We start from the raw sequence: 19,809 nt of genomic DNA on the forward strand, positions 1-19,809 counted from the left end.
TGGAGCTGCTGTGCTATTGCAGGTTTAGGGCTTCACGAATTGCAGACCAAGAGAGCAGCTTGAAGTTTTGTGGCTCGCTCGGTAGTACATTATGCCCATCCTGTACGACGAGTAGGCCTTCGCTGAACCTACCCCCTAAGTTGGCGCTCGTGACATGGAGGCCATCAGTTTCTGATGCTCCATCTACCCCAGCTAATGGATCCATGGAAATTTTAAATGATCCGCGATACTCGTAAGGTGCAAGCGTATCGTAAACGGCATAGCTATTATTACCCTGGCTAGAAACCACTAAGTAGTCTTTATCTTTGCCTTGATAGATAGCCATTCCTTCAACGTCATCTTTCAGTGGGCCACCCACTTTGTGGATGAGCTCAGCTTGGCTTTGGCTGTCTGGATTGCTATCTATTACCCAAATGCCTGCGTCTTCTTCACCCATAAAGAGGCGCTGATGTTTCTCATCGACCGCACAACCTTCCGGCTGGCCTGGTAGGCTAAATTCACGGCTCAGCTTCCCAGTCATATTGCGGCTTGAGCCGCCTACTAAATATTGTTGGTAGAGGCCGCTTTTATCATTGGCCAAAACATAAGCTTTACCATCTGTTTGGAACATGCAAAGTCCATAAATTTCATGCATGGATGTGGCAATCTGGCCGGCCTCACGCACAACTCCATCTGAGGAGATCTGAAACATGGCGATGCTATTATTGTCACGCAGGCTCGCAGCAGCGATATCAGAATTACCGTCATCCAATGCTATCTGATAGACGATATCGACATTATTCAAGCGGCCCGTTCGTAAAAACTGTTGTTCTTTTCCGTCTAAGCTATAGCTATGCAAGCCGGCAGTTTTATTGGTACCCAAGATTAGCGGGTCAGTGGGTGAATTTTGGTTTACCCAAATGGCTGGGTCATCAGCGACATCTCCATAACGAGGCATGGCTTGAGTTTCGCCGTCTGCTTTAAGCTGTGGCATGCTCTCAGCACTGTGGCTTTTCAGTTCGATATTGTCTTGCCATAAATAGACTTGACCTTGCTCATCCACGCTTGCAAGCTTAAGCTGTTCTCCGTCTTGAGCGAGAGCTAGCTGTTCAGCCTCGGTGGCGCCAGCTAGCTGATAGCGAGCTTTAAATTCACCACCAGAAACTAAAGTAACGCTGCCCTCAGTTGTAGATAGAGCTGCAAAGCCACCATCGATTGCACTGATAGCGCTAATATCTTTTCCAAGAATGCCACCCCAAACACTACTTAAAGCGATGAGCTCACGCCCACTTTCAGCTTCGGGTTCAGCTTCATAGGCCCACACGCCGGTAGATTCCTCACTTACATAAAGAGCTTGTTCGCTATCATCGACCGCACAATAGCTTCCTGGTGCTGTCGTAAACTGGCGGACCTGTTGAGATGGGCCCCGATCGTTAATTAGCCACTGCTGAGCCCGGCCTTCACCATCCAAATAAAACGCAAAAAGCTGCTGCTCAAACTCGTTTAAGCACAAACCATCAATATTAAAGCCAGGGCTAGCAAAGCGGTTGAGCTCACGGATTTCTTCATCGACTTGGGTATACAAAATTGGAGTATTTTTATTTTTGTCGACTATCAGCAAGCGAAGAAATCCGCCTGGCTTGCGAAAGTCAGCCAATTCAAACTTCCCTTGTATTTCATGAAGTGTGCTTCCAGACCTATCTAATAAGCGCAAACCAAAAGATTCGCTAATAGCGATCGTATAATTATCAAGAGGAATAATTTGTTGGGCGGAATCTACCGTATAGCTGGCAGCTACCTCAGTGTTTTTCTGGTTAATGCTGGATTTTTTTGGCTCAGATTGATCGGCACAAGCGATCAAACTTAATAAAGCTATGGTGGAGGCGAGAGTTTTGTTAAAGCTGTTTTTGTACATCATCAATTTATGCATAGTATTCTACTTAAAGTTAGCAGTGCCACCCAGCTATAGGGGGGCTGGGCAACACCACTAAAAACTGGACAATTAAAAATTAGTAATCGTAGCGCCTAGTTTGAAGGTCGGACCATAATCTTCGTATTGTGCATTCCAACGAGGCTGACTTACGTAAGCGTAAAACGGTTCGTCATTGATATTAATGGCTTCAAAAAACACTTGGATATTGTCTTTGATGAAGTAGCGTGCACTAAAATCAAGCTGAAAGTGGTCGTCGACAATGATATCGTTAACGGGGCTTTCGGCATTAATTTCATCAAGGTAATCAGATTTATAGTTTGCAGCTAGGCGTAAACTTAATTTGTCACTATCGTAACCGACGGTAAAGTTTCCTGTAGTATCTGACTGCTGTGGCAGTCGAATAGTGCGAGAGCCTTCGATGGTATCGATCTCGGCATCAGATTCTGCCAATGTTAAGTTGGCAGAAAGTAGTAGACCATTAAAAGGTTCTGGCAACTCACTGAGTTGTTTAGACCAGGCGAATTCAACACCATAGAGCTTTGCGTCCTGACCATTCAGCGCGATTTCAGCTTCTTCGATATTTTCAAATCCACTCAGTTGATCTGTAATGGTGTCATAAATAAAAGTATCGATATCTTTATAAAATGCGAATGCTGAAACAACACCGGCAAAACCCATATAGTGCTCAATACCTACATCTAAGTTGCTGCTCTCCCAGGGTTTAAGTTGGGGGTTTCCGAACTCACCTTTTTCGCCATCGTCTTCCAAAATATAACCTGGACGAGCTTGTTCGAAAGTAGGGCGAACCACTGAGTTGGTCCATGCGGCACGAAGTTGAGTATTGTCATTAACGATATAGCGTAAATGCAGCGCGGGTAGAAAATGAGAGTCGCTGCGGCTAGCTTGACGCGCTGTGATTTGCTGATCGTCCTCAGCGTCGTCATCATAGGCAAAGCCATTCGCTTTGAAGTCAACCTCTTGATAACGTGCACCAAAGACTAAGCGTAGATCCTCAATATCCATAGTGGCCATGGCATAGACAGCTTGCAGATCTTCTTCAACTACCCAATCACCTGCGTTAGACTCTTCAATATTGAGTTCGCGATCCTGATTTTGTGCAGCGGCCAGTACTGCCGAAGAGTTAATGCCTGGGCCAAAGCGCTGCAGTTTGTAATTGATATCACTATTAGCAAAATCACTTAAAGGGTTGAGCATTTCCTCGATTTCGCTGACCGTTTCGTCGACCTGTTTTTCTCTTTGGCTAAATTTGGCGCCAAATTTAATTTCTGTTGGGTAGGCGCCGAGCTTAATATCTTTAGATATATCAAGCTTAAAGCTGCTAGCTTCGTCTTCAGCTTGGGCTTTGGCGAGCTCAACAGATTCTAAAAAATATAAGTTCGGGTTGTAGAAGGTATCGGGTGCAATTAGCTTTGGTTGCTGAGAGTCTTCAAAGCCAACGTCTCCTTCAACATTAGCCACAAATTTAGCTTCGGAGATATGTTCTGGTTCTACTTCTTCTGATTTGCTGTAGCCTAAATTGTACTCTAAGGTCCAATCATTGGCCTTGTATTCTCCGCCGAATACCGTCGAAAATATCTTCTGGGTTTCTAGGCGCTGTTTCAACTCACGCACCGCGATAGGACGGTCTTCGAATTCATTGCCTTCGCCATCTATGTAGTCATCTTCTTTTAAGCTGCCCAGCTCTCCTGACGCGAGAGGGTCTTCGAACTCAATAATATTCGCTAGACGCTGCTCTGTATCGGTATATTCACTAAATAAACTTCGCAGAAATATTTGATGGTTTTCACTAACTTTGTAATCGATATTAAACGCTGCTCCTAAGCGCTCGCGTTCAATAGCGTAATTGCGTTGTTCAAACTCTTCTAGTTTGGCTTCGCCCTCTTCGATTTCCCACTTGCCACCAGTTTCACTGTTATTAGAGCCAAACTCACGGTCAAACCAACTGACCGCTCCCGCAATGGCAAGATTTTCGCTACCTTTACCGACACTAAAAATATTGCTAACACTGGCGGCAAGCTTAGGGCTGCTTTCACCGCTAAGATCATCGTAGCTGCCTTCGCTGCTTAAAGAGTAGAACAGGCCATCGCGATCGAAACCGGAAACACTTTTGACTTCAACCGAGCCACCGATGGCATCAGCGTCCATATCTGGGGTTATGGACTTTGTGACTTCTAAGGTTTCGACGAGGTCGGCGGGAATAACATCCAAGGCCACTGCACGACGATCTGACTCCGGTGAAGGCGTGCTCATGCCATTAATACTGACAGAGTTTAAGTCAGCAGAAAGACCCCGCACACTGACGAAGCGGCCTTCACCTTGGTCACGCTCAATGGAAACACCAGGCACACGCTGCAAAGCTTCAGAAACATTAGTGTCGGGTAGTTTCCCAATAGAGTCGGCACTGACAATACTTTTAATGTTGTCGGCCATGCGCTGCTTCTCGAGTGCGCGATTCAAACTTGCGGCATTACCGAAAACGATAATTTCTTCTAACTTTTCGCTGTCTTGAGCAAAGCTTAGATTGCTTGCACCGATTGTTGCTGTAATCGCCAGAGCAAGCTGACTATGTTTAAAGACTTTGCGTACTACTGTGGCCATGGTGGCTCCCCTTAAATAAAGTCCCGAAGGAATTGGGGCGAACGTTAGAAAGTCTATGTGACAGATTAGTGACGTCAAGTCGTCGAAAGGCTGTACTCTCAATATTATGGGCATCGAAACGCTTATTTTGTAAGCAGCTTGAGCTTTTAGGACTACGGCAACAACTCAAAACACGATCTTTCCTAACGCCAGAGCAGTATAAATAGCCTTTTTCGTAAAAGAAAATCCAAAAAGTCTCAATTTCTATGAGCTAATGAGCAGAGCTTAAGATAGAGCGGTTACTTGTTGTCATAAAGCTGTCACCTGAAACTGTTTTATTGTCATCAGTGAAAAAGGTAATGACATGCTGCAACAGCTAAAAAAACACACAAGCAAGCTTTTGTTAATTCTACTGCTATTGAGCGCACAGATATTAATTACTCTTGCGCTAGGTGAAAGTAAACAATGGCAAGAAGTTGATTGGCTTGATATTGCTGGTGAAGGTGGGGCGGTATGGCTTTGCATGGTGTGGTTGATTGTACTGTTGGCAAGCCGGCCTCATGGTCCTGTCACGAGCTTGCTGTTCTGGGGCTTTAGCTGCTTCTTAATTGCCAGTGGACAAGATTTATTGGATGAATTTATTCGCCTTCCTGATGCAACTATTTGGAGTCACGCCGTAGAGTCAATTCCTATGCCGATTGGCATGTTGCTAATGAGCATCGGCTTATTACATTGGTACCGTGAACAACAAGCACTTAATGAGCAGTTGCTCAAGCGCGAGAGAGGTCGCCGAGATCATCGACGCTTGGATAAGATTACCGGTCTGGCTGATGCTCATTACCTACGCACTCAATTGTCGATTGAACTTCAAAAAGCTCGTGCAGAAGGCTTGCCGACATCTATTTTGATGTTGGATATCGATGAGTTTAGAAACATTAATCGCAGGCTTGGAATCACGGAAGGGGACAGATTATTAAGTGAATTGACCGAGTTGATCTTGTTAAATTTACGCCGAAGAGACCTTCTTTGTCGCTATGCTGGTGATCGCTTTGCTATTGTAATGCCGGCAACCTGCCAAGAAATGGCAGTGCTTGTTGCTCAGCAGTTAGAGGATGTGTGCCGCCACTTTGCATTTAGAGCTCGTAATAGTGACAGTGCACAATTTCACACTGTTAGCACCGCGGTGGCAACCGACGGTCTAGATGCTTCAATAGAAGAATCTGACGTTGTAGATAAGCTTTTGGAGCGTGCAAACTATCGCTTAGCAAAGGCTAAAGAAAGGCGCTTGCTAAAGGTTGCCTGATGCACAAGTTATATCATGCATTGGCAGAAAGGCGTTTTCTCGCACAAGAAAACTTGCTGGGCTTGTTAGAGCTCGCTCAGAGTCGCGGAGTACACCCGGATAAACTATTAAAGGGTAGTAGCATATTCTCTGAGGATATCGAAGATGCCAGTACAATGCTATCAGCACAACAGCTATTGGCCATTTTTAAAAATGCCAAGCGCAGCTTTGGTGCAGATGATGGTAGCTTTCTGCTAGGTCAGTATCTACTGCCGGGAAATCACCCGCAATTCGCTAGCGCAATTCTTGCCTCACCAACGCTTCTTGATTTAATAGAATTCTTACAGAAGTTTGGGTTTTTATCCCAGCCCCTGATAGAGTTTAAAAGCGTTTATGATGATCAAAACCTCTATTTGCAATTACTGCCAGTTGATATTGATGATTACGCTAATGATTTCTTGATCGAATCGATAAGCAGTGCTTTTTTTTCCTTCTCTCGCTGGTTGGGTGTCGATACCTCTTCTTGGTTCTGCTTGCATGCCTTTAAAGAGCCTAAGTATCAAGAGCAGTTTTTAGTTCACTATGGCCTGAGGCCAAAGTTTGCCAGCCATATCAATGCCATTATTATCCCGAGAGCAAGCTTGTCTGAACAGTTACCCAGAGGGTCAAGGGCTCGCTTTGATTTGGCATGCAAGCTTTGCAAACAAAAAAACCTACCTGAGAAGTCGAGTAGAAGTTTATCGTTGTGGGTTTATCAGAGCTTGCAAGACGAGCTATCCCAAGCTCCTGGCCTAGAGGAGCTAGCGGAGCGCTTAGAGCTAAGCCCTGCGTCTTTTAAGCGCCACTTGAAGGTAGAAGGGGGCAGCTACCAAACTATCTTGGATAGTGTTCGACGTCATATGGCGATCTACTACTTGCATGCCGGTCAGCTGAGTACCGAAGAAATTGCCCAAAAGCTAAATTATCATGACAAACACAACTTTAAACGTTCGTTTCGTCGCTGGACGGGGATTAACCCGTCGCTATACCTGGCTAGCAGTTAGAATGATCAGCAAATGCCTAAGGGTTAACAAGCCTCTTATGAATTGAGTTAAAATAGAGGGATTGTCATGATTTAAGATATGAGTCCTCTATGAGCGCCAATCCACTATTAGCTGATCACCGTTTACCGCCGTTTTCCAAGATTGAAAATCAACATATCGAGCCTGCCATTCGTTCATTGATTGAACAGTCTAATACCGAGCTGAAAGCTCAGCTGGCGGGTTTGGGGTCGGATATCAGCTGGCAGTCCCTGATTGAGCCTCTAGAATCTCGAGGAGATCGTTTGGCCAAAGCTTGGTCTCCTGTGAGCCACATGCACTCAGTAGTTAACAATGATGAATTGCGCGAAGCTTATCAGGCATGTATTGGGCAGTTGACCGAATACAGCACAGCCCTGGGGCAGAACGCGGAGCTCTATAAAGCCTATCAACAGCTTGCTGATAGCCCTGCGTATAAAGATATGACAGCCGCTCAACAAGCTACGCTCGAGCATGCCTTAAGGGATTTTAAGTTGGCGGGGGTGAGCTTGCCGGATGCGGCAAAGTCCCGTTTTGGAGAAATTAAGTCGCGCTTATCTGAGCTAAGTACCCAGTTTTCTAATAATGTAATGGATGCCAATCAAGCTTGGTATTACCACACAGAAGATGAATCCGAGTTGCTTGGTTTGCCAAAGATGCAGTTGGAGATCGCTAAGCAAACCGCGACAGCGAAAGGGCTTAGTGGTTATGTGGTCACTCTCGATATCCCTTCATACCTTGCTGTTATGCAGTACGCTGAGAACCGAAAGCTACGTGAAACCATGTATCGTGCTTATGTTAGTCGTGCTAGCGAAAACACGGTTCGACTTGATGCGCAGGTTGGTCCTTGGGATAACAGCCCCTTAATTGCAGAGACTTTGGCTTTACGCCATGAGCTCGCCGAGCTTTTGGGTTTTGCAAATTATGCAGAGCTTTCCATCGCTAAAAAAATGGCCAAAGAAACTCAAGAGGTTGTAGACTTCCTACGTGAGCTGGCGATCAAGAGCCGTGCTGTTGCTGAATCAGATCTGCAGGAATTGAAGGGCTTTGCCGCAGAGCAAGGCTTAGAGCAAGAATTGCAAGCATGGGATTTAAACTTCTACAGTGAAAAGCTCAAACAAGAAAAATACGATATTTCTGATGAACTCCTGAGACCTTACTTCCCAGCACCCCATGTTATTCAAGGCATGTTCGATATTGTCAGTAAGCTATTCGCCATTGAGGTGAAAGAAGAGTCGAACGATGAATTATGGCATCAAGACGTAAAGTTCTACCGAATTGAAAAAGGCGGGGAAGTATTAGCGTATTTCTATTTGGACTTATATGCACGAGAGAAAAAGCGTGGCGGGGCATGGATGGACGAATGTCGTGTGCGCCGTATAGATAATAATGACATACAACTTCCCGTTGCCTATTTAGTGTGTAATTTCACAGCGCCCCTAGCCGATAAGCCTGCCTTATTAAGTCATGATGAAGTAACAACGCTATTTCATGAATTTGGTCACGGATTACATCATATGTTAACTAGCATTGATGTAGCCGCGGTGAGCGGAATTAATGGTGTACCTTGGGATGCGGTTGAGTTGCCCAGCCAGTTTTTAGAAAACTGGTGCTGGCAGGCTGAGTCTATTGCGATGATTTCCTCGCATCATGAATCTGGCGAGATCTTGCCGAAAGATCTTTTAGATAAATTACTATCTGCGAAGAACTTTCAAGCTGGCTTGCAAATGCTGAGGCAAATAGAGTTCGCCTTATTTGATTTTCTTTTGCACAAAGACTACCTAGCAGAATCGCCAATGGATCCGCAGCAAGTGCTGGATGCTGTTCGTAAAGAAGTCGCACTTATTATTCCGCCTTCGTTCAATAAATTTCAAAATGGCTTTTCGCATATTTTTGCCGGTGGCTATGCGGCCGGTTATTACAGCTATAAATGGGCTGAAGTACTTTCAGCTGATGCCTTCTCATACTTTGAAGAGCAGGGCATTTTCAGTGAGCAGGCTGGACAATGGTTTCTAGAAACGATTTTAAGTCGTGGTGGTAGTGAAGACATTGCTGATTTGTACAAACGCTTTCGTGGTAGAGGGCCAAGCAGTGAAGCCTTGTTACGTCACAATGGCATGGCTTAGGAGTTAATATGAAAAAGCGATTTATAGCCGGAGCCGTTTGCCCAAAGTGTTCGCAAATGGATAAGGTTGTTATGTACAAAGAAGATGATAGTGATTGGCGAGAGTGTGTGGCTTGCGGCTTCAAGGATAAAATGCATTTTCAGACTAAAGCTAGAGAGCTAGAAACTCGGGTAAACGTTACTGAGGTAGAAAAAGCCCAAGAGGTTCAGGTAATTGAATTACAGCCTTTAGGGAAAAAGCACTAATAGCGGTTCAGAGCTAGGCGAATAGCACTCTCTTCTTTATAGACAGATTGCTGTTTTCTTTGGTTCTGTTTTTGGGCTTCAACGTAGAGCATTAAGGATTGCTTGCTGAACAGGGCATTTTGGCTAATCAGCATCTCTACGGAATAATGAACGGCAAGATCCAATTCGTTCGCCAGGCTCTCACCAATTAGAAAATGCATCACTACATTATCTTCGGTGTTATCGATGGGTGATATCGAAACACCGGCATTTCCTATAAAACGATCATTCACTTCTTCAATTAGCCTATGGGCTAAATAGGCAGCGTCCATGATTTTCAGTAAGCCGCGGTGGCTTGCCGTTATTTCTAGAGGTTGCAAAAAGTAATCTATCGCAATATGTAAAAAAGCTTCTAGTTCGTCTTCGACACCCGCTGCCAATGATATCTTGTGGAAGTGTGCTAAAACATCGGGTACCTGTTTGATATAGCGGTGAACAAACTCTTGCAGCAGCTCGACCTGGTCGCCATCACCAAAGCCAATGCCGCGATGCATGGTTTTCGCGCGACTAGCGAGGAAGCGATGAAGGCTAACATCATTGCTGCTCTCGCTAAAGGCAGCGTCTATAGCTAACCTTAATTCGGATAGTGAAACCAGTTCGTCATTCATTATCAGTTCTTTTCGTAATTCTTAGTACTGACGACATCAGTCAGATAAACATAGACACAATTTCAAACAAATCAAATGGTGGAGGTGATATTCAGAGTAAAGTCATGGACTGCTCATATCGTATATCGTGCTTTGGTAATTATAGACAATTACTTTCCTACTTATTTCCCATTATTTGCTCATGCCCCAATTATTACGCTGTCGATAGCAAAACATCAATGCCAAAAAAAAGCCTCTAGCGCCATTAAAGGCGCAAAATGATAACCAAAGGCCATGATTTGCGTAGCCTTGGCTGAGCCACCAGAGGGGCAGGAAGACCGCAAAAGAGGACAGAATCATAGTTATTTCCATATCAAAGGTGTGTGCTGTTCCAATAAACACCCCATCTAAGAAATAACATGTCGCTGACACTATGGGTAAGAGCAATACCCAAGAGTAATAGATCTCTACCTGTTGCCTAAGCAAAGGGTCATCACTAAATAGCGCGATAAGCGGTGACTGTGCAAGATAGAAGAGTGCTGATATAAACAGTGCTACTAGGACCGACCAACAACCGGTACTTAAGCAAGCTTGCTTAAACAGCTCGGGGCTCTTTTGCCCTACAGCCTTGCCGACTAAAGCTTCTGTGGCGTGGGCAAATCCATCTAAGGCATAGGAGGCTAGGTGAACCAGCTGCAGCAGTATCGCATTGGCGGCCAAGATAAGAGGGCCTTGTGCGGCCCCTTGAGCGGTAAAAAAACTAAGGCTGCCCAAAAGAATTAGGGTTCTAACAAACAAATGCTTATTAACTTGTAATAGTTCTTTGTACGGTCCAGCTTGGGCCAGTGCCGCTAAGGTAAAGCCTCCAGCAGGGAAATGTTGTTGCAGCTGTCTAAAGCAAAAATACAGGCCAATACTAAGGTTAGTTAGATCCCCAAATAAACTGGCTATGGCAGCACCACGGCTGCCCATATCTAGCCATAGCACTAAAATAACATCCCCTACGATATTGACGGCATTCGCCGAGATCGCCATGTATAAAGGCACGCGAGTATTCTGTAAGCCAATAAACCAGCCAATAATTCCGTAGGAAAGCAAGACGGCAGGGGCGGCCAATAAACGTATGTGGATATATTCTTTGCTTAGCCCCCCCAGAGCTTGATCATTTTGCATCAAATTAACCGCTAGAGGGACCAGCAAAGGTGACAGCAAAACTATAAGTAGGCCAATACCTAGAGCCAAAACCAACGACTGCCCTAATAAGAGTTTTAGTTTATCCAGCTCATTAGCTCCAAAAGCGCGGGCGGCCAAACTGGTAGTGCCCATACGCAAAAAGCCAAACGCCCACAATAAAAAGCTAACGACGGATGCTCCAACAGCCACTGCGGCGAGGTAATCAGGGGTGTCTAAATGACCCAAAATAGCGGTATCCACCAAGCCAAATAGCGGAACACTGATGCTGGAAAGCAGCATGGGGATCGCAAGATTAAAAACCTTACGGTGAGCAAGTGTATTTAACAATAAATTCTCCGAACCACTTTAAACGTGCAAAATTTAGTCATTATAATCGTTAAAAATACAATAATTAGACAAGTTGAATGTAATTTGATCGCTATAGCAAAACGAGATCAAAGGCCCTTTCTAAAGGAATTAATTAAATATCAAACATTGACATTGCGTTTAGGCTGTGGCCTTCTAGGCCATGCTGTAGTTGCGGCGATTTGTCGCATAGCATTGGTTCTGCCTTCTGGAAAGCAACGGTTTGGGGTTTGCCGGGAGTTAAGTATTCCGCTTCATTTTTTAGATAGAAGCGAGTTAACAGCCACGCAGCAACATAAAATAATAAACCAAAAAGCAACTAAAGTTGTTAACAGTGTTTAGCCGACACTGAATGAATACCTTTGTTCTCCAGTTGGTCGTAGTTGCCACAACAACTGCTCCGGACCAATGGGGGTGCCGTTAGCGAGTGATAAGTCGCTAGTTCTAGTCGCATGGGCATCTCCAGAAGTAGTAATAAAAACGTATAAGACTACACGGAGATTAAAAGCAATGTTATATCGAGCGCGCAGCTTGTTAAGCCGGCTGCTGGCTGTCTGTCTGATGGCAGCTGTTCCTATGCAGTCAATGGCTGAAAAAGAAGTCGAGCGATGGGGGCTCAATATGACTGAAGGTGTAACCACCGTCAGTCGTGATATCTTTGGCCTGCATATGAATATCCTATGGTGGTGCGTTGGCATCGGCGTAGTGGTATTTGGCGTGATGTTTTACACCATGCTTGCCCATCGAAAGTCAAAAGGTGCTAAGGCTGAAAATTTCCATGAAAGCACAACACTGGAAATTATTTGGACGGTTATCCCTTTTGTTATTCTCATTATCATGGCGATACCCGCCACCACTACCCTAAAACAAATCTATGACACTGAAGAAGCAGACATGGATGTTGTGATCACTGGGTATCAGTGGAAATGGAAATACGAGTATCTCGGGCAGGATGTCAGTTTCTTCTCCTTGTTAAGTACGCCTATTGAAGAAATTCAAAACCTGAAAGAGAAAAACCCAAATTACTTACTTGAGGTTGATGAGCCTTTAGTAATACCTATCAATAAAAAAGTTCGCTTTCTTATTACGGCTAACGACGTTATTCACTCTTGGTGGGTACCGGATTTGGCAGTAAAGAAAGATGCCATTCCAGGCTTTATGAATGCTGCTTGGACTCGTGTTGACGAGCCAGGAATTTATCGCGGTCAGTGTGCTGAACTCTGCGGTAAGGATCATGGCTTTATGCCGATTGTGGTGAAAGCAGTTCCTCAAGAGGAATACGATCAGTGGATTTCTGAGCGTAGAGAAATGGCGGCCAAACTCAAAGCGATGGCCAATCAAACGTTCAGCTTTGACGAGTTGTACAGCAAAGGTGAGCAGGTTTATAACACTGTGTGTGCCGCCTGCCATCAGGCTAATGGTGAAGGTATTCCACCGACATTTCCAGCAATCAAAGGTAGCCCTGTTGCCACAGGGCCACTCGCTGGGCATATGGATATGGTTATCAATGGTAGCCGCACAAATCCCGCCATGGCAGCTTTTGGAGATCAGCTTTCTGAAGTTGACCTTGCGGCTGTAGTTACTTTCCAACGCAATGCCTTTGGCAACAATATGGGCGATACCATTCAGCCCATAGATGTGCTTAAAGCAAAACAACAATAAGGAGGCGCGTCATGGCACACGGCCCTGCAAAAGGTTTTACTCGTTGGTTGTACACTACCAACCACAAAGATATCGGCAGCATGTACCTATGGTTCAGCTTCGCGATGTTTCTTCTCGGTGGCGTTTTTGCTTTAGTCATTCGCGCCGAGTTGTTTGAACCTGGCCTACAAATTGTAGAGCCTGAACTGTTTAACCAAATGACCACTATGCACGGTTTGGTGATGGTCTTCGGTGCAGTAATGCCAGCCTTTGTGGGTTTGGCTAACTGGATGATTCCAATGATGCTTGGCGCACCCGATATGGCACTGCCAAGAATGAACAATTGGAGTTTCTGGATACTTCCGTTCGCTTTCGCAATGATGACCTCCACACTATTTATGGAGGGTGGAGCGCCTAACTTTGGCTGGACATTCTACGCACCGCTATCAACAACTTATGCGCCGCCGAGCGTAACCTTCTTTATCTTTGCTGTGCATATCATGGGTGCATCTTCCATCATGGGGGCAATTAATATTATTGCGACCATTATGAACATGCGCGCACCTGGCATGACCTATATGAAAATGCCTTTGTTTGTGTGGACTTGGTTTATCACGGCTTATCTTTTGATTGCCGTAATGCCGGTGCTAGCAGGCGTGGTTACTATGATGTTGTTTGATATTCATTTTGGAACCAGCTTCTTTGATGCTGCAGGTGGCGGTGATCCCGTTTTGTTCCAGCATGTGTTTTGGTTCTTCGGGCACCCTGAAGTGTACATCATGATTCTTCCGGCCTTTGGTATTGTGAGTGCAATTATTCCTACTTTTGCGCGCAAGCCTCTATTCGGTTACTCCTCGATGGTTTACGCCACAGCATCAATCGCATTTTTAAGCTTTGTTGTGTGGGCACACCATATGTTTACGGTGGGTATGCCGCTGGCCGGCGAGTTAGCCTTTATGTACATGACCATGCTAATCGCCGTGCCAACAGGGGTGAAGGTGTTTAACTGGGTAACCACCATGTTTAAAGGTTCGATGACATTCGAAACACCTATGCTGTTTTCGATAGCCTTCGTAATCTTGTTTTCCATTGGTGGTTTCTCTGGGCTGATGTTGGCAATTGCACCAGCGGATTTCCAGTATCACGATACTTACTTTGTGGTGGCTCATTTCCACTATGTGTTAGTGCCTGGTGCAATTTTCTCGATCACAGCGGGAGTCTATTACTGGCTGCCTAAATGGTGTGGAAATATGTACAACGAAACGATGGGTAAAACACATTTCTGGACAGCATTTATTGGTTTGAACCTGACGTTCTTCCCAATGCACTTTGCTGGCTTGTCTGGTATGCCAAGACGAATACCTGATTACAATATGATGTTTGCGGATTGGAATATGATTTCGTCCGTCGGTGCGTTCTTATTTGGTGCAGCCCAGATCTTGTTCTTATTTAATGTGATAGCAACAATTCGTGGCGGTAAGAAAGCCACTGATGAAGTGTGGGAGAACCCGGAAGGATTGGAGTGGACTGTTGCGTCGCCAGCACCTTACCACACCTTTAGCAAACCCCCTCAGGTAAGCTAAGGAGAAGGTTGTGGCGGCAAGAGAAAACATGCGAGTAACCTGGCGACTACTGTTTACAGTAGTCGCGATGTTTATATTTGCTGTGTTTATTATGCCGCCTATATATGACGTGTTTTGCGAAATCACTGGTCTGAATGGAAAGACCGGTAACCAATACCAGGCGATTTCGGCTGAAGTGGATACCAGTCGAAAGGTCAAGGTGCAGTTTTTAGCGACCAACAATGAATCTATGCCTTGGCAGTTTAAGCCGATGCAAAGTGAAATTTATGTGCACCCTGGTGAAGAAGTTGAGGTTAAGTATTTCGCTAGCAATCCTACGCAGCAAGATATGGTGGCACAAGCAGTTCCGAGTGTGATTCCATTCAAAGCGGCAGAGTATTTCCATAAAACGGAATGCTTCTGTTTTAACAATCAGCCTTTAGAGGCTGGTGGGAGTACGGAAATGGCATTGCGTTTCATAGTGGATATTGGTGTCGCGAAATCGGTTAATACCATTACACTGTCATATACCATTTTTGATATTACTGGGGCAGCAACCGAACAAACGCTAGCCCAAAACTAATGGCCAAAATAAGGCCACCCCAATAAATAACTGAAAAGGCGGGGAAATTATGTCGAGTAATCAAGATAACGCTGTAGAGCATGAAGAGTATTATGTTCCAGAACAGAGTAAGCTGCCGATCTTTGCATCGATAGGCTTGTTCCTAACGGTTTGGGGCGCGGCAAATTGGTTGAATGGTAATGCCAACGGGCCAATGTATTTTTTTGGCGGCTCACTCATGTTTGCTTTTGTGCTTTGGAATTGGTTTTCCATTGTTATCAGCGAAAACATTCAAGGTTTAAATAGCCCTCAGCTTAAAAAATCCTATGTCATTGGTATGGCTTGGTTCATTTTTTCCGAGGTCATGTTTTTTGCCGCCTTCTTTGGTGCCTTATTCTATGTTCGCAGTTTAGCGGGGCCATGGTTGGCTGGTGAAGGCGAACAAGGGCTTGGAAACGATATACTCTGGCCTGGTTATGAGCATGAGTGGCCGGTGATGACCACTCCGGACATGGCGGCAAATGGTGATTCAGCCACCATGCGCGGCCCTGAGCAAAACATGAGTAACCCAGGTCTAGCCAATTGGTTGGGTTGGTTACCATTTTGGAATACCGCGATACTGTTAACTTCCAGTGTCACTTGCCATATTGCTCACGGTGCATTGAAAAAAGATAATCGTCGCCAATTCAACCTTTGGTTGGGATTGACTGTACTTTTGGGCATTGGATTTATTATTCTTCAAATTGAAGAATATGTGCATGCCTACAATGAGATGGGTTTAACTCTTGAGTCGGGCATCTACGGTGCGACCTTCTTTTTACTAACTGGTTTTCACGGTGCGCACGTAACCTTGGGAACATTTATGTTGTTAGTTATGTTGCTAAGATCAGTGCTGAAAGGTCATTTTAAATCTAGCGACCACTTTGGCTTCGAATCAGCAAGCTGGTACTGGCACTTCGTTGATGTGGTCTGGGTTGGTCTATTCCTTTATGTTTATGTTTTTGGTTGATCGCTAATTGTGACCTGCACCAGCGTTGTTTTGCTGATGCAGGCGCTTATCCCAAGGGGCTTGATTACTCAGCTGACCACTTGATATTCCATAATAAACAGAACCAAGCAAGGCGGCAGCCAATACAACACGAACGCCCAAGGCTACTCTAAGACGCTGAGACTCTGTACTGCCGAAGTCCTTGAGTAAAAAGTAAAGCCCACTTGAAAGAGAAAGTAGTACGCCAATAAACAGTACCACTATAATAATTTTGATCGCCATTGGTCTGCACTCCGTTGGTAAACACTAGTGACAAGTTTAACATTTAAATTAAATATACCGCTAAGCTTTATCTTTTTGCTCTTATTTCCAATTTTAATAAGTCTTGGTTTCTGGCAGCTAAATAGAGCAGAGGAAAAGACGGAAATATTGAAGGAGCTGACAGAAATAAAACAACTGCCAGCGACTAGTTGGGAAACTAAAGGCTTACAAAGCGGTCGCCTTGTTAAGGCGATAGGTAAATTTAATTCAAAGCAGTATTGGTTATTAGACAATAAAATCTATCGCGGTAAAGTAGGCTTTGAAGTGATCATGCCTTTTCATACCGAAGGCAAAGTGGCTCTTGTAAATCGAGGCTGGGTACAAGGCGATCTAGCCAGGCGAAAATTGCCCAAGCTTAAAACGCCGCTACAGGAAGTGACGATTACTGGTCGAGTACATAAAAATAGTAACAATGTCTTGATCGATTATCAAAGTAGTTCGACTTGGCCAAAAGTAATTAGTCGAGTAAGTACCGAAGAAATGATGAAAGATCTTGCTGAGGCAGATCTGGATCATATCATTCGCTTACAGAGTGATAGCCCAGCAGTGTTACCTAGTGATTGGCCCGCGGTAAATGTCCTACCGCAAAAGCATACTGCCTATGCAGTTCAGTGGTTCGCAATGGCATTGGCGCTGTTGCTGATGTATTTGATCTACAGCACGAATATTTTAAGAGTGATTGGCTTCAGCAAAGCCAGTGACTCAGATATATAACAATAAAGACAAAGAGCTGAGTAGTATCTTATGGTTGCACAAGTACAAAGTACCGATTCTCAAAACACTGAGGCCAGTCGAGTAGGAAATTGGCAGGCTGTTCTATTATTTGCTGTTATTGCACTGCCGATGATATCAGCATTGTTAATTTATAAGACCGGTTTGGGCATGCCAAGCGGTACGATTAATGAAGGGGTAATGCTGAGCCCTGCAAAACAGATAAGTGTTTTGGCGAAAGCCGATAACGATGGCCATAGCTTGCTAGCGACTGGCAAAAAGTGGCGGCTGGTGATCCCCTATAGCCAAAATTGTGATAAAGCATGTGAATCCAATCTCTATATTACTAGGCAGGTACATATTAGGCTTGGAGAGAAAGCCCGACGAGTTGAGCGAGTGTTATTGTCTCTTGGGGCTGACAACACAGCAGTGGAAAGTCTATTGCGTGAACACCCTCGTATGAGGGTAATGAATGTTGAAGCCAGCGATTTCAGTCGATGGTTAAGTGAGTCTTCGCTGTCGAGCGCTACCGACTCTATGAAGCACTATCTACTCGTCGATGAAGATGGCTTTGCAATGATGGCTTACAACACGGAGCATGAAGGCAATCAGCTGCTGAAAGATTTAAAGCGTGTACTGAAATTCACAAATGAAGAGTAGGTGACCCCATGCAAACAAATAATCATGGTTTACTTTGGCAATATAGGCTGGTGTTAGCATCGGTCGCCTTGGCTTTTGTTGTGGTTGGCTTAGGTGCGTTTACCCGTTTAGTTGATGCGGGCTTGGGTTGCCCAGATTGGCCCGGCTGCTATGGGCATTTGATGTGGCCGGAAACCTCTGCGGAAAAACAAGCAGCGGCTCAATTGTTTCCCGATTCACCGGTGGATACTGAAAAAACTTGGCCAGAAATGGTGCATCGCTATTTTGCAGGCAGTCTTGGTTTGTTAATTGTCGCGATAACGATTTTTGCTTATAGGGCGAAAAAAAGCGGCCTTGATGTACCCATGAAATTACCTGTCGCATTAATCGCGCTGGTGACTTTACAAGCCGCCTTTGGGATGTGGACTGTAACCCTTAAATTATTACCGCAGGTAGTGACCGCCCATTTATTGGGAGGGTTTTGTACCCTATCTCTGCTTTGGCTGTTAAGCCTGCGTATTCGATATCGATTTACTGATATAAAAGCGTATCAGAACAGAGGGCCTATAAAGCTGGCCTTTGTGTTGCTGTGTGTGGTGGTGGTGCAAATTGCTTTGGGCGGTTGGGTCAGTTCCAATTATGCGGCCTTAGCTTGTTCTGATTTGCCTACATGCCAAGGGCAGTGGTGGCCGTCAGTAGACTTTGCTAAAGGTTTCTCTCTAAATAATGAGATTGGCCCAAATTATGAGGGTGGTATCTTAGGGATAGAGGCAAGAACCGCGATCCATATTGCCCACCGTTTGGGAGCGGTTATCGTCACGATAGTATCTTTAGCGTTTATCTTTAGGCTCTTGCAAAATCATTTCTTGGGCTCAGCGCTAGCGCTGCTGGCTGTGTTGGGTTTCCAAGTTGGCCTGGGGCTCAGCAACGTTTTCTTTGCTCTGCCTTTGACGATCGCTGTCGCCCATAACATTGGTGGTGCTGTGCTACTGCTGGTATTGATCAGCATCATTTATAAGCTCTATAAAAATAATCAACTGAACGAATCGAGGGTAGTCTAATGAGTGCAGGTGCAATTGCGAAAACCCAAAACGCCTCTTGGAGGGACTACCTCGAGCTGTGCAAACCTGGTGTGGTATTGCTGATGATACTAACCAGTGTGATCGGGATGCTGCTGGCCGTTCCTGGTGCAGTGCCGCTCGATATATTTTTGATCGGCAATCTCGGCATTGCTCTTTGTGCTGGTTCGGCTGCGACTGTGAATCACCTTGTGGATCGACAGATCGACCAAAAAATGGCTCGCACATTGAATAGGCCAGTTGCTAAAGGGCGGGTAGAGCCGCTTAACGCAGCTCTGTTTGCGTTTGTATTGGGCGCTACTGGCATGGCTTTACTGTTATTGTATGTCAACGCCATAACCGCTTATTTAACGCTGGCATCTTTGCTAGGTTACGCTGTGGTATATACCTTATTTCTTAAGCGCGCTACCCCCCAGAATATTGTGATTGGTGGAATAGCTGGAGCTGCGCCACCGTTATTGGGTTGGACTGCGGTAACCGGTGAGGTTGGCGGTCATGGATTATTGTTGATGTTGATTATATTCGCTTGGACGCCACCACACTTCTGGGCTTTAGCGGTACATCGTAAAGATGAGTATGCGAAAGCGGATATTCCAATGTTGCCAGTTACTCATGGTGAGCACTACACCAAGATTCATATTCTGCTGTACACCATTATTTTATTAGCTGTCAGCTTACTTCCCTTTGCGACAGGCATGCTGAATTGGTTTTATTTATTGGGTGCCGTAGCTTTAGGTTTGGGCTTTATCTACTGGGCTTTGGTGATGCTATTCACTGAGCGAAAAAATGCCGGTATGCAAACCTTCAAGTACTCGATAATTTATCTAATGTGTTTATTTGTCGTTATGCTTGTTGATCACTATGCTCTGCCAGTAAGAATGGTAATAGCACCCTAGTAAAACTTATAATTATTTAGTATT

At 45.0% G+C, this 19,809-nt stretch carries 17 protein-coding genes; 12 read left to right on the forward strand and 5 right to left on the reverse strand.

The window, feature by feature from the left end:
* Positions 1–13 precede the first annotated feature (13 nt).
* Both Q1A08_RS05920 and Q1A08_RS05925 read right to left on the reverse strand, forming a co-directional pair.
* Complete coding sequence (locus Q1A08_RS05920) at positions 14–1,909, reverse strand: phytase (RefSeq protein ID WP_299770797.1); 1,896 nt, start codon at positions 1,907–1,909, stop codon at positions 14–16.
* Between the two features lie 72 nt (positions 1,910–1,981).
* Positions 1,982–4,531 carry a TonB-dependent receptor gene (locus Q1A08_RS05925; protein WP_299770800.1) on the reverse strand — a complete coding sequence of 850 codons (2,550 nt, stop codon included), beginning with the start codon at positions 4,529–4,531 and terminating at the stop codon, positions 1,982–1,984.
* Positions 4,532–4,874: 343 nt separating this feature from the next.
* On the opposite strand from Q1A08_RS05925, the gene Q1A08_RS05930 reads away from it, so the two are divergent.
* From Q1A08_RS05930 to Q1A08_RS05945, 4 genes are all read left to right on the forward strand, one after another.
* On the forward strand, positions 4,875–5,813 hold the full coding sequence (locus tag Q1A08_RS05930; RefSeq protein ID WP_299770802.1) for a diguanylate cyclase: 939 nt from the start codon (positions 4,875–4,877) through the stop codon (positions 5,811–5,813).
* On the forward strand, positions 5,813–6,835 hold the full coding sequence (locus Q1A08_RS05935; RefSeq protein WP_299770804.1) for an AraC family transcriptional regulator: 1,023 nt from the start codon (positions 5,813–5,815) through the stop codon (positions 6,833–6,835). Before Q1A08_RS05930 ends, Q1A08_RS05935 begins: the two co-directional genes overlap by 1 nt.
* Positions 6,836–6,924: 89 nt before the next feature.
* Entirely contained in the window at positions 6,925–8,976 is a 2,052-nt protein-coding gene (locus Q1A08_RS05940; RefSeq protein WP_299770806.1) for a M3 family metallopeptidase, read from the forward strand.
* Positions 8,977–8,984: 8 nt separating this feature from the next.
* A complete protein-coding gene (locus Q1A08_RS05945) occupies positions 8,985–9,221 on the forward strand; it encodes a YheV family putative zinc ribbon protein (protein WP_299770808.1) in 237 nt (78 codons plus the stop codon).
* Here the strand turns inward: Q1A08_RS05945 and Q1A08_RS05950 are convergent.
* Both Q1A08_RS05950 and Q1A08_RS05955 read right to left on the reverse strand, forming a co-directional pair.
* Positions 9,218–9,868, reverse strand: a complete 651-nt coding sequence (locus Q1A08_RS05950; protein WP_299770810.1) for a hypothetical protein — start codon at positions 9,866–9,868, stop codon at positions 9,218–9,220. The two genes, Q1A08_RS05945 and Q1A08_RS05950, sit on opposite strands and share 4 nt — an antisense overlap.
* Before the next feature lie 171 nt (positions 9,869–10,039).
* Positions 10,040–11,368, reverse strand: coding sequence for an MATE family efflux transporter (locus tag Q1A08_RS05955; protein ID WP_299770812.1), 1,329 nt, complete (start codon positions 11,366–11,368; stop codon positions 10,040–10,042).
* A gap of 579 nt (positions 11,369–11,947) precedes the next feature.
* Here Q1A08_RS05955 and coxB point away from each other — a divergent pair.
* From coxB to Q1A08_RS05975, 4 genes are read left to right on the forward strand one after another with little or no spacing between them, the layout of a single operon-like run.
* The gene (gene coxB, locus Q1A08_RS05960) at positions 11,948–13,048 is read left to right on the forward strand and encodes a cytochrome c oxidase subunit II (RefSeq protein WP_299771109.1); all 1,101 of its coding nucleotides are present in this window, start codon (positions 11,948–11,950) and stop codon (positions 13,046–13,048) included.
* Between the two features lie 11 nt (positions 13,049–13,059).
* The gene (gene ctaD / locus Q1A08_RS05965) at positions 13,060–14,610 is read left to right on the forward strand and encodes a cytochrome c oxidase subunit I (protein WP_299770815.1); all 1,551 of its coding nucleotides are present in this window, start codon (positions 13,060–13,062) and stop codon (positions 14,608–14,610) included.
* 10 nt (positions 14,611–14,620) lie between these two features.
* On the forward strand, positions 14,621–15,172 hold the full coding sequence (locus Q1A08_RS05970) for a cytochrome c oxidase assembly protein (RefSeq protein WP_299770817.1): 552 nt from the start codon (positions 14,621–14,623) through the stop codon (positions 15,170–15,172).
* Positions 15,173–15,221: 49 nt separating this feature from the next.
* Entirely contained in the window at positions 15,222–16,160 is a 939-nt protein-coding gene (locus Q1A08_RS05975) for a cytochrome c oxidase subunit 3 (protein WP_299770819.1), read from the forward strand.
* 3 nt (positions 16,161–16,163) lie between these two features.
* On the opposite strand, the gene Q1A08_RS05980 is transcribed toward Q1A08_RS05975, so the two are convergent.
* Positions 16,164–16,421: a DUF2909 domain-containing protein gene (locus Q1A08_RS05980; protein ID WP_299770820.1), complete on the reverse strand. Its 258-nt coding sequence runs from the start codon at positions 16,419–16,421 to the stop codon at positions 16,164–16,166.
* A gap of 27 nt (positions 16,422–16,448) precedes the next feature.
* On the opposite strand from Q1A08_RS05980, the gene Q1A08_RS05985 reads away from it, so the two are divergent.
* From Q1A08_RS05985 to cyoE, 4 genes are read left to right on the forward strand one after another with little or no spacing between them, the layout of a single operon-like run.
* Positions 16,449–17,174 carry an SURF1 family protein gene (locus Q1A08_RS05985; protein WP_299770837.1) on the forward strand — a complete coding sequence of 242 codons (726 nt, stop codon included), beginning with the start codon at positions 16,449–16,451 and terminating at the stop codon, positions 17,172–17,174.
* A 30-nt stretch (positions 17,175–17,204) separates the two neighbouring features.
* The gene (locus tag Q1A08_RS05990) at positions 17,205–17,831 is read left to right on the forward strand and encodes a hypothetical protein (RefSeq protein WP_299770839.1); all 627 of its coding nucleotides are present in this window, start codon (positions 17,205–17,207) and stop codon (positions 17,829–17,831) included.
* A gap of 8 nt (positions 17,832–17,839) precedes the next feature.
* Entirely contained in the window at positions 17,840–18,871 is a 1,032-nt protein-coding gene (locus Q1A08_RS05995) for a COX15/CtaA family protein (protein WP_299770841.1), read from the forward strand.
* Positions 18,871–19,785 (forward strand): heme o synthase, encoded by a 915-nt coding sequence (gene cyoE / locus Q1A08_RS06000; protein ID WP_299770843.1) that lies wholly within the window; start codon positions 18,871–18,873, stop codon positions 19,783–19,785. The genes Q1A08_RS05995 and cyoE overlap by 1 nt, the downstream gene beginning before the upstream one ends.
* The last annotated feature ends 24 nt before the right edge of the window (positions 19,786–19,809 follow it).

The sequence above is a fragment of the uncultured Pseudoteredinibacter sp. genome (genome assembly GCF_947500695.1).
In the GTDB taxonomy this organism is placed as follows: domain Bacteria; phylum Pseudomonadota; class Gammaproteobacteria; order Pseudomonadales; family Cellvibrionaceae; genus Pseudoteredinibacter.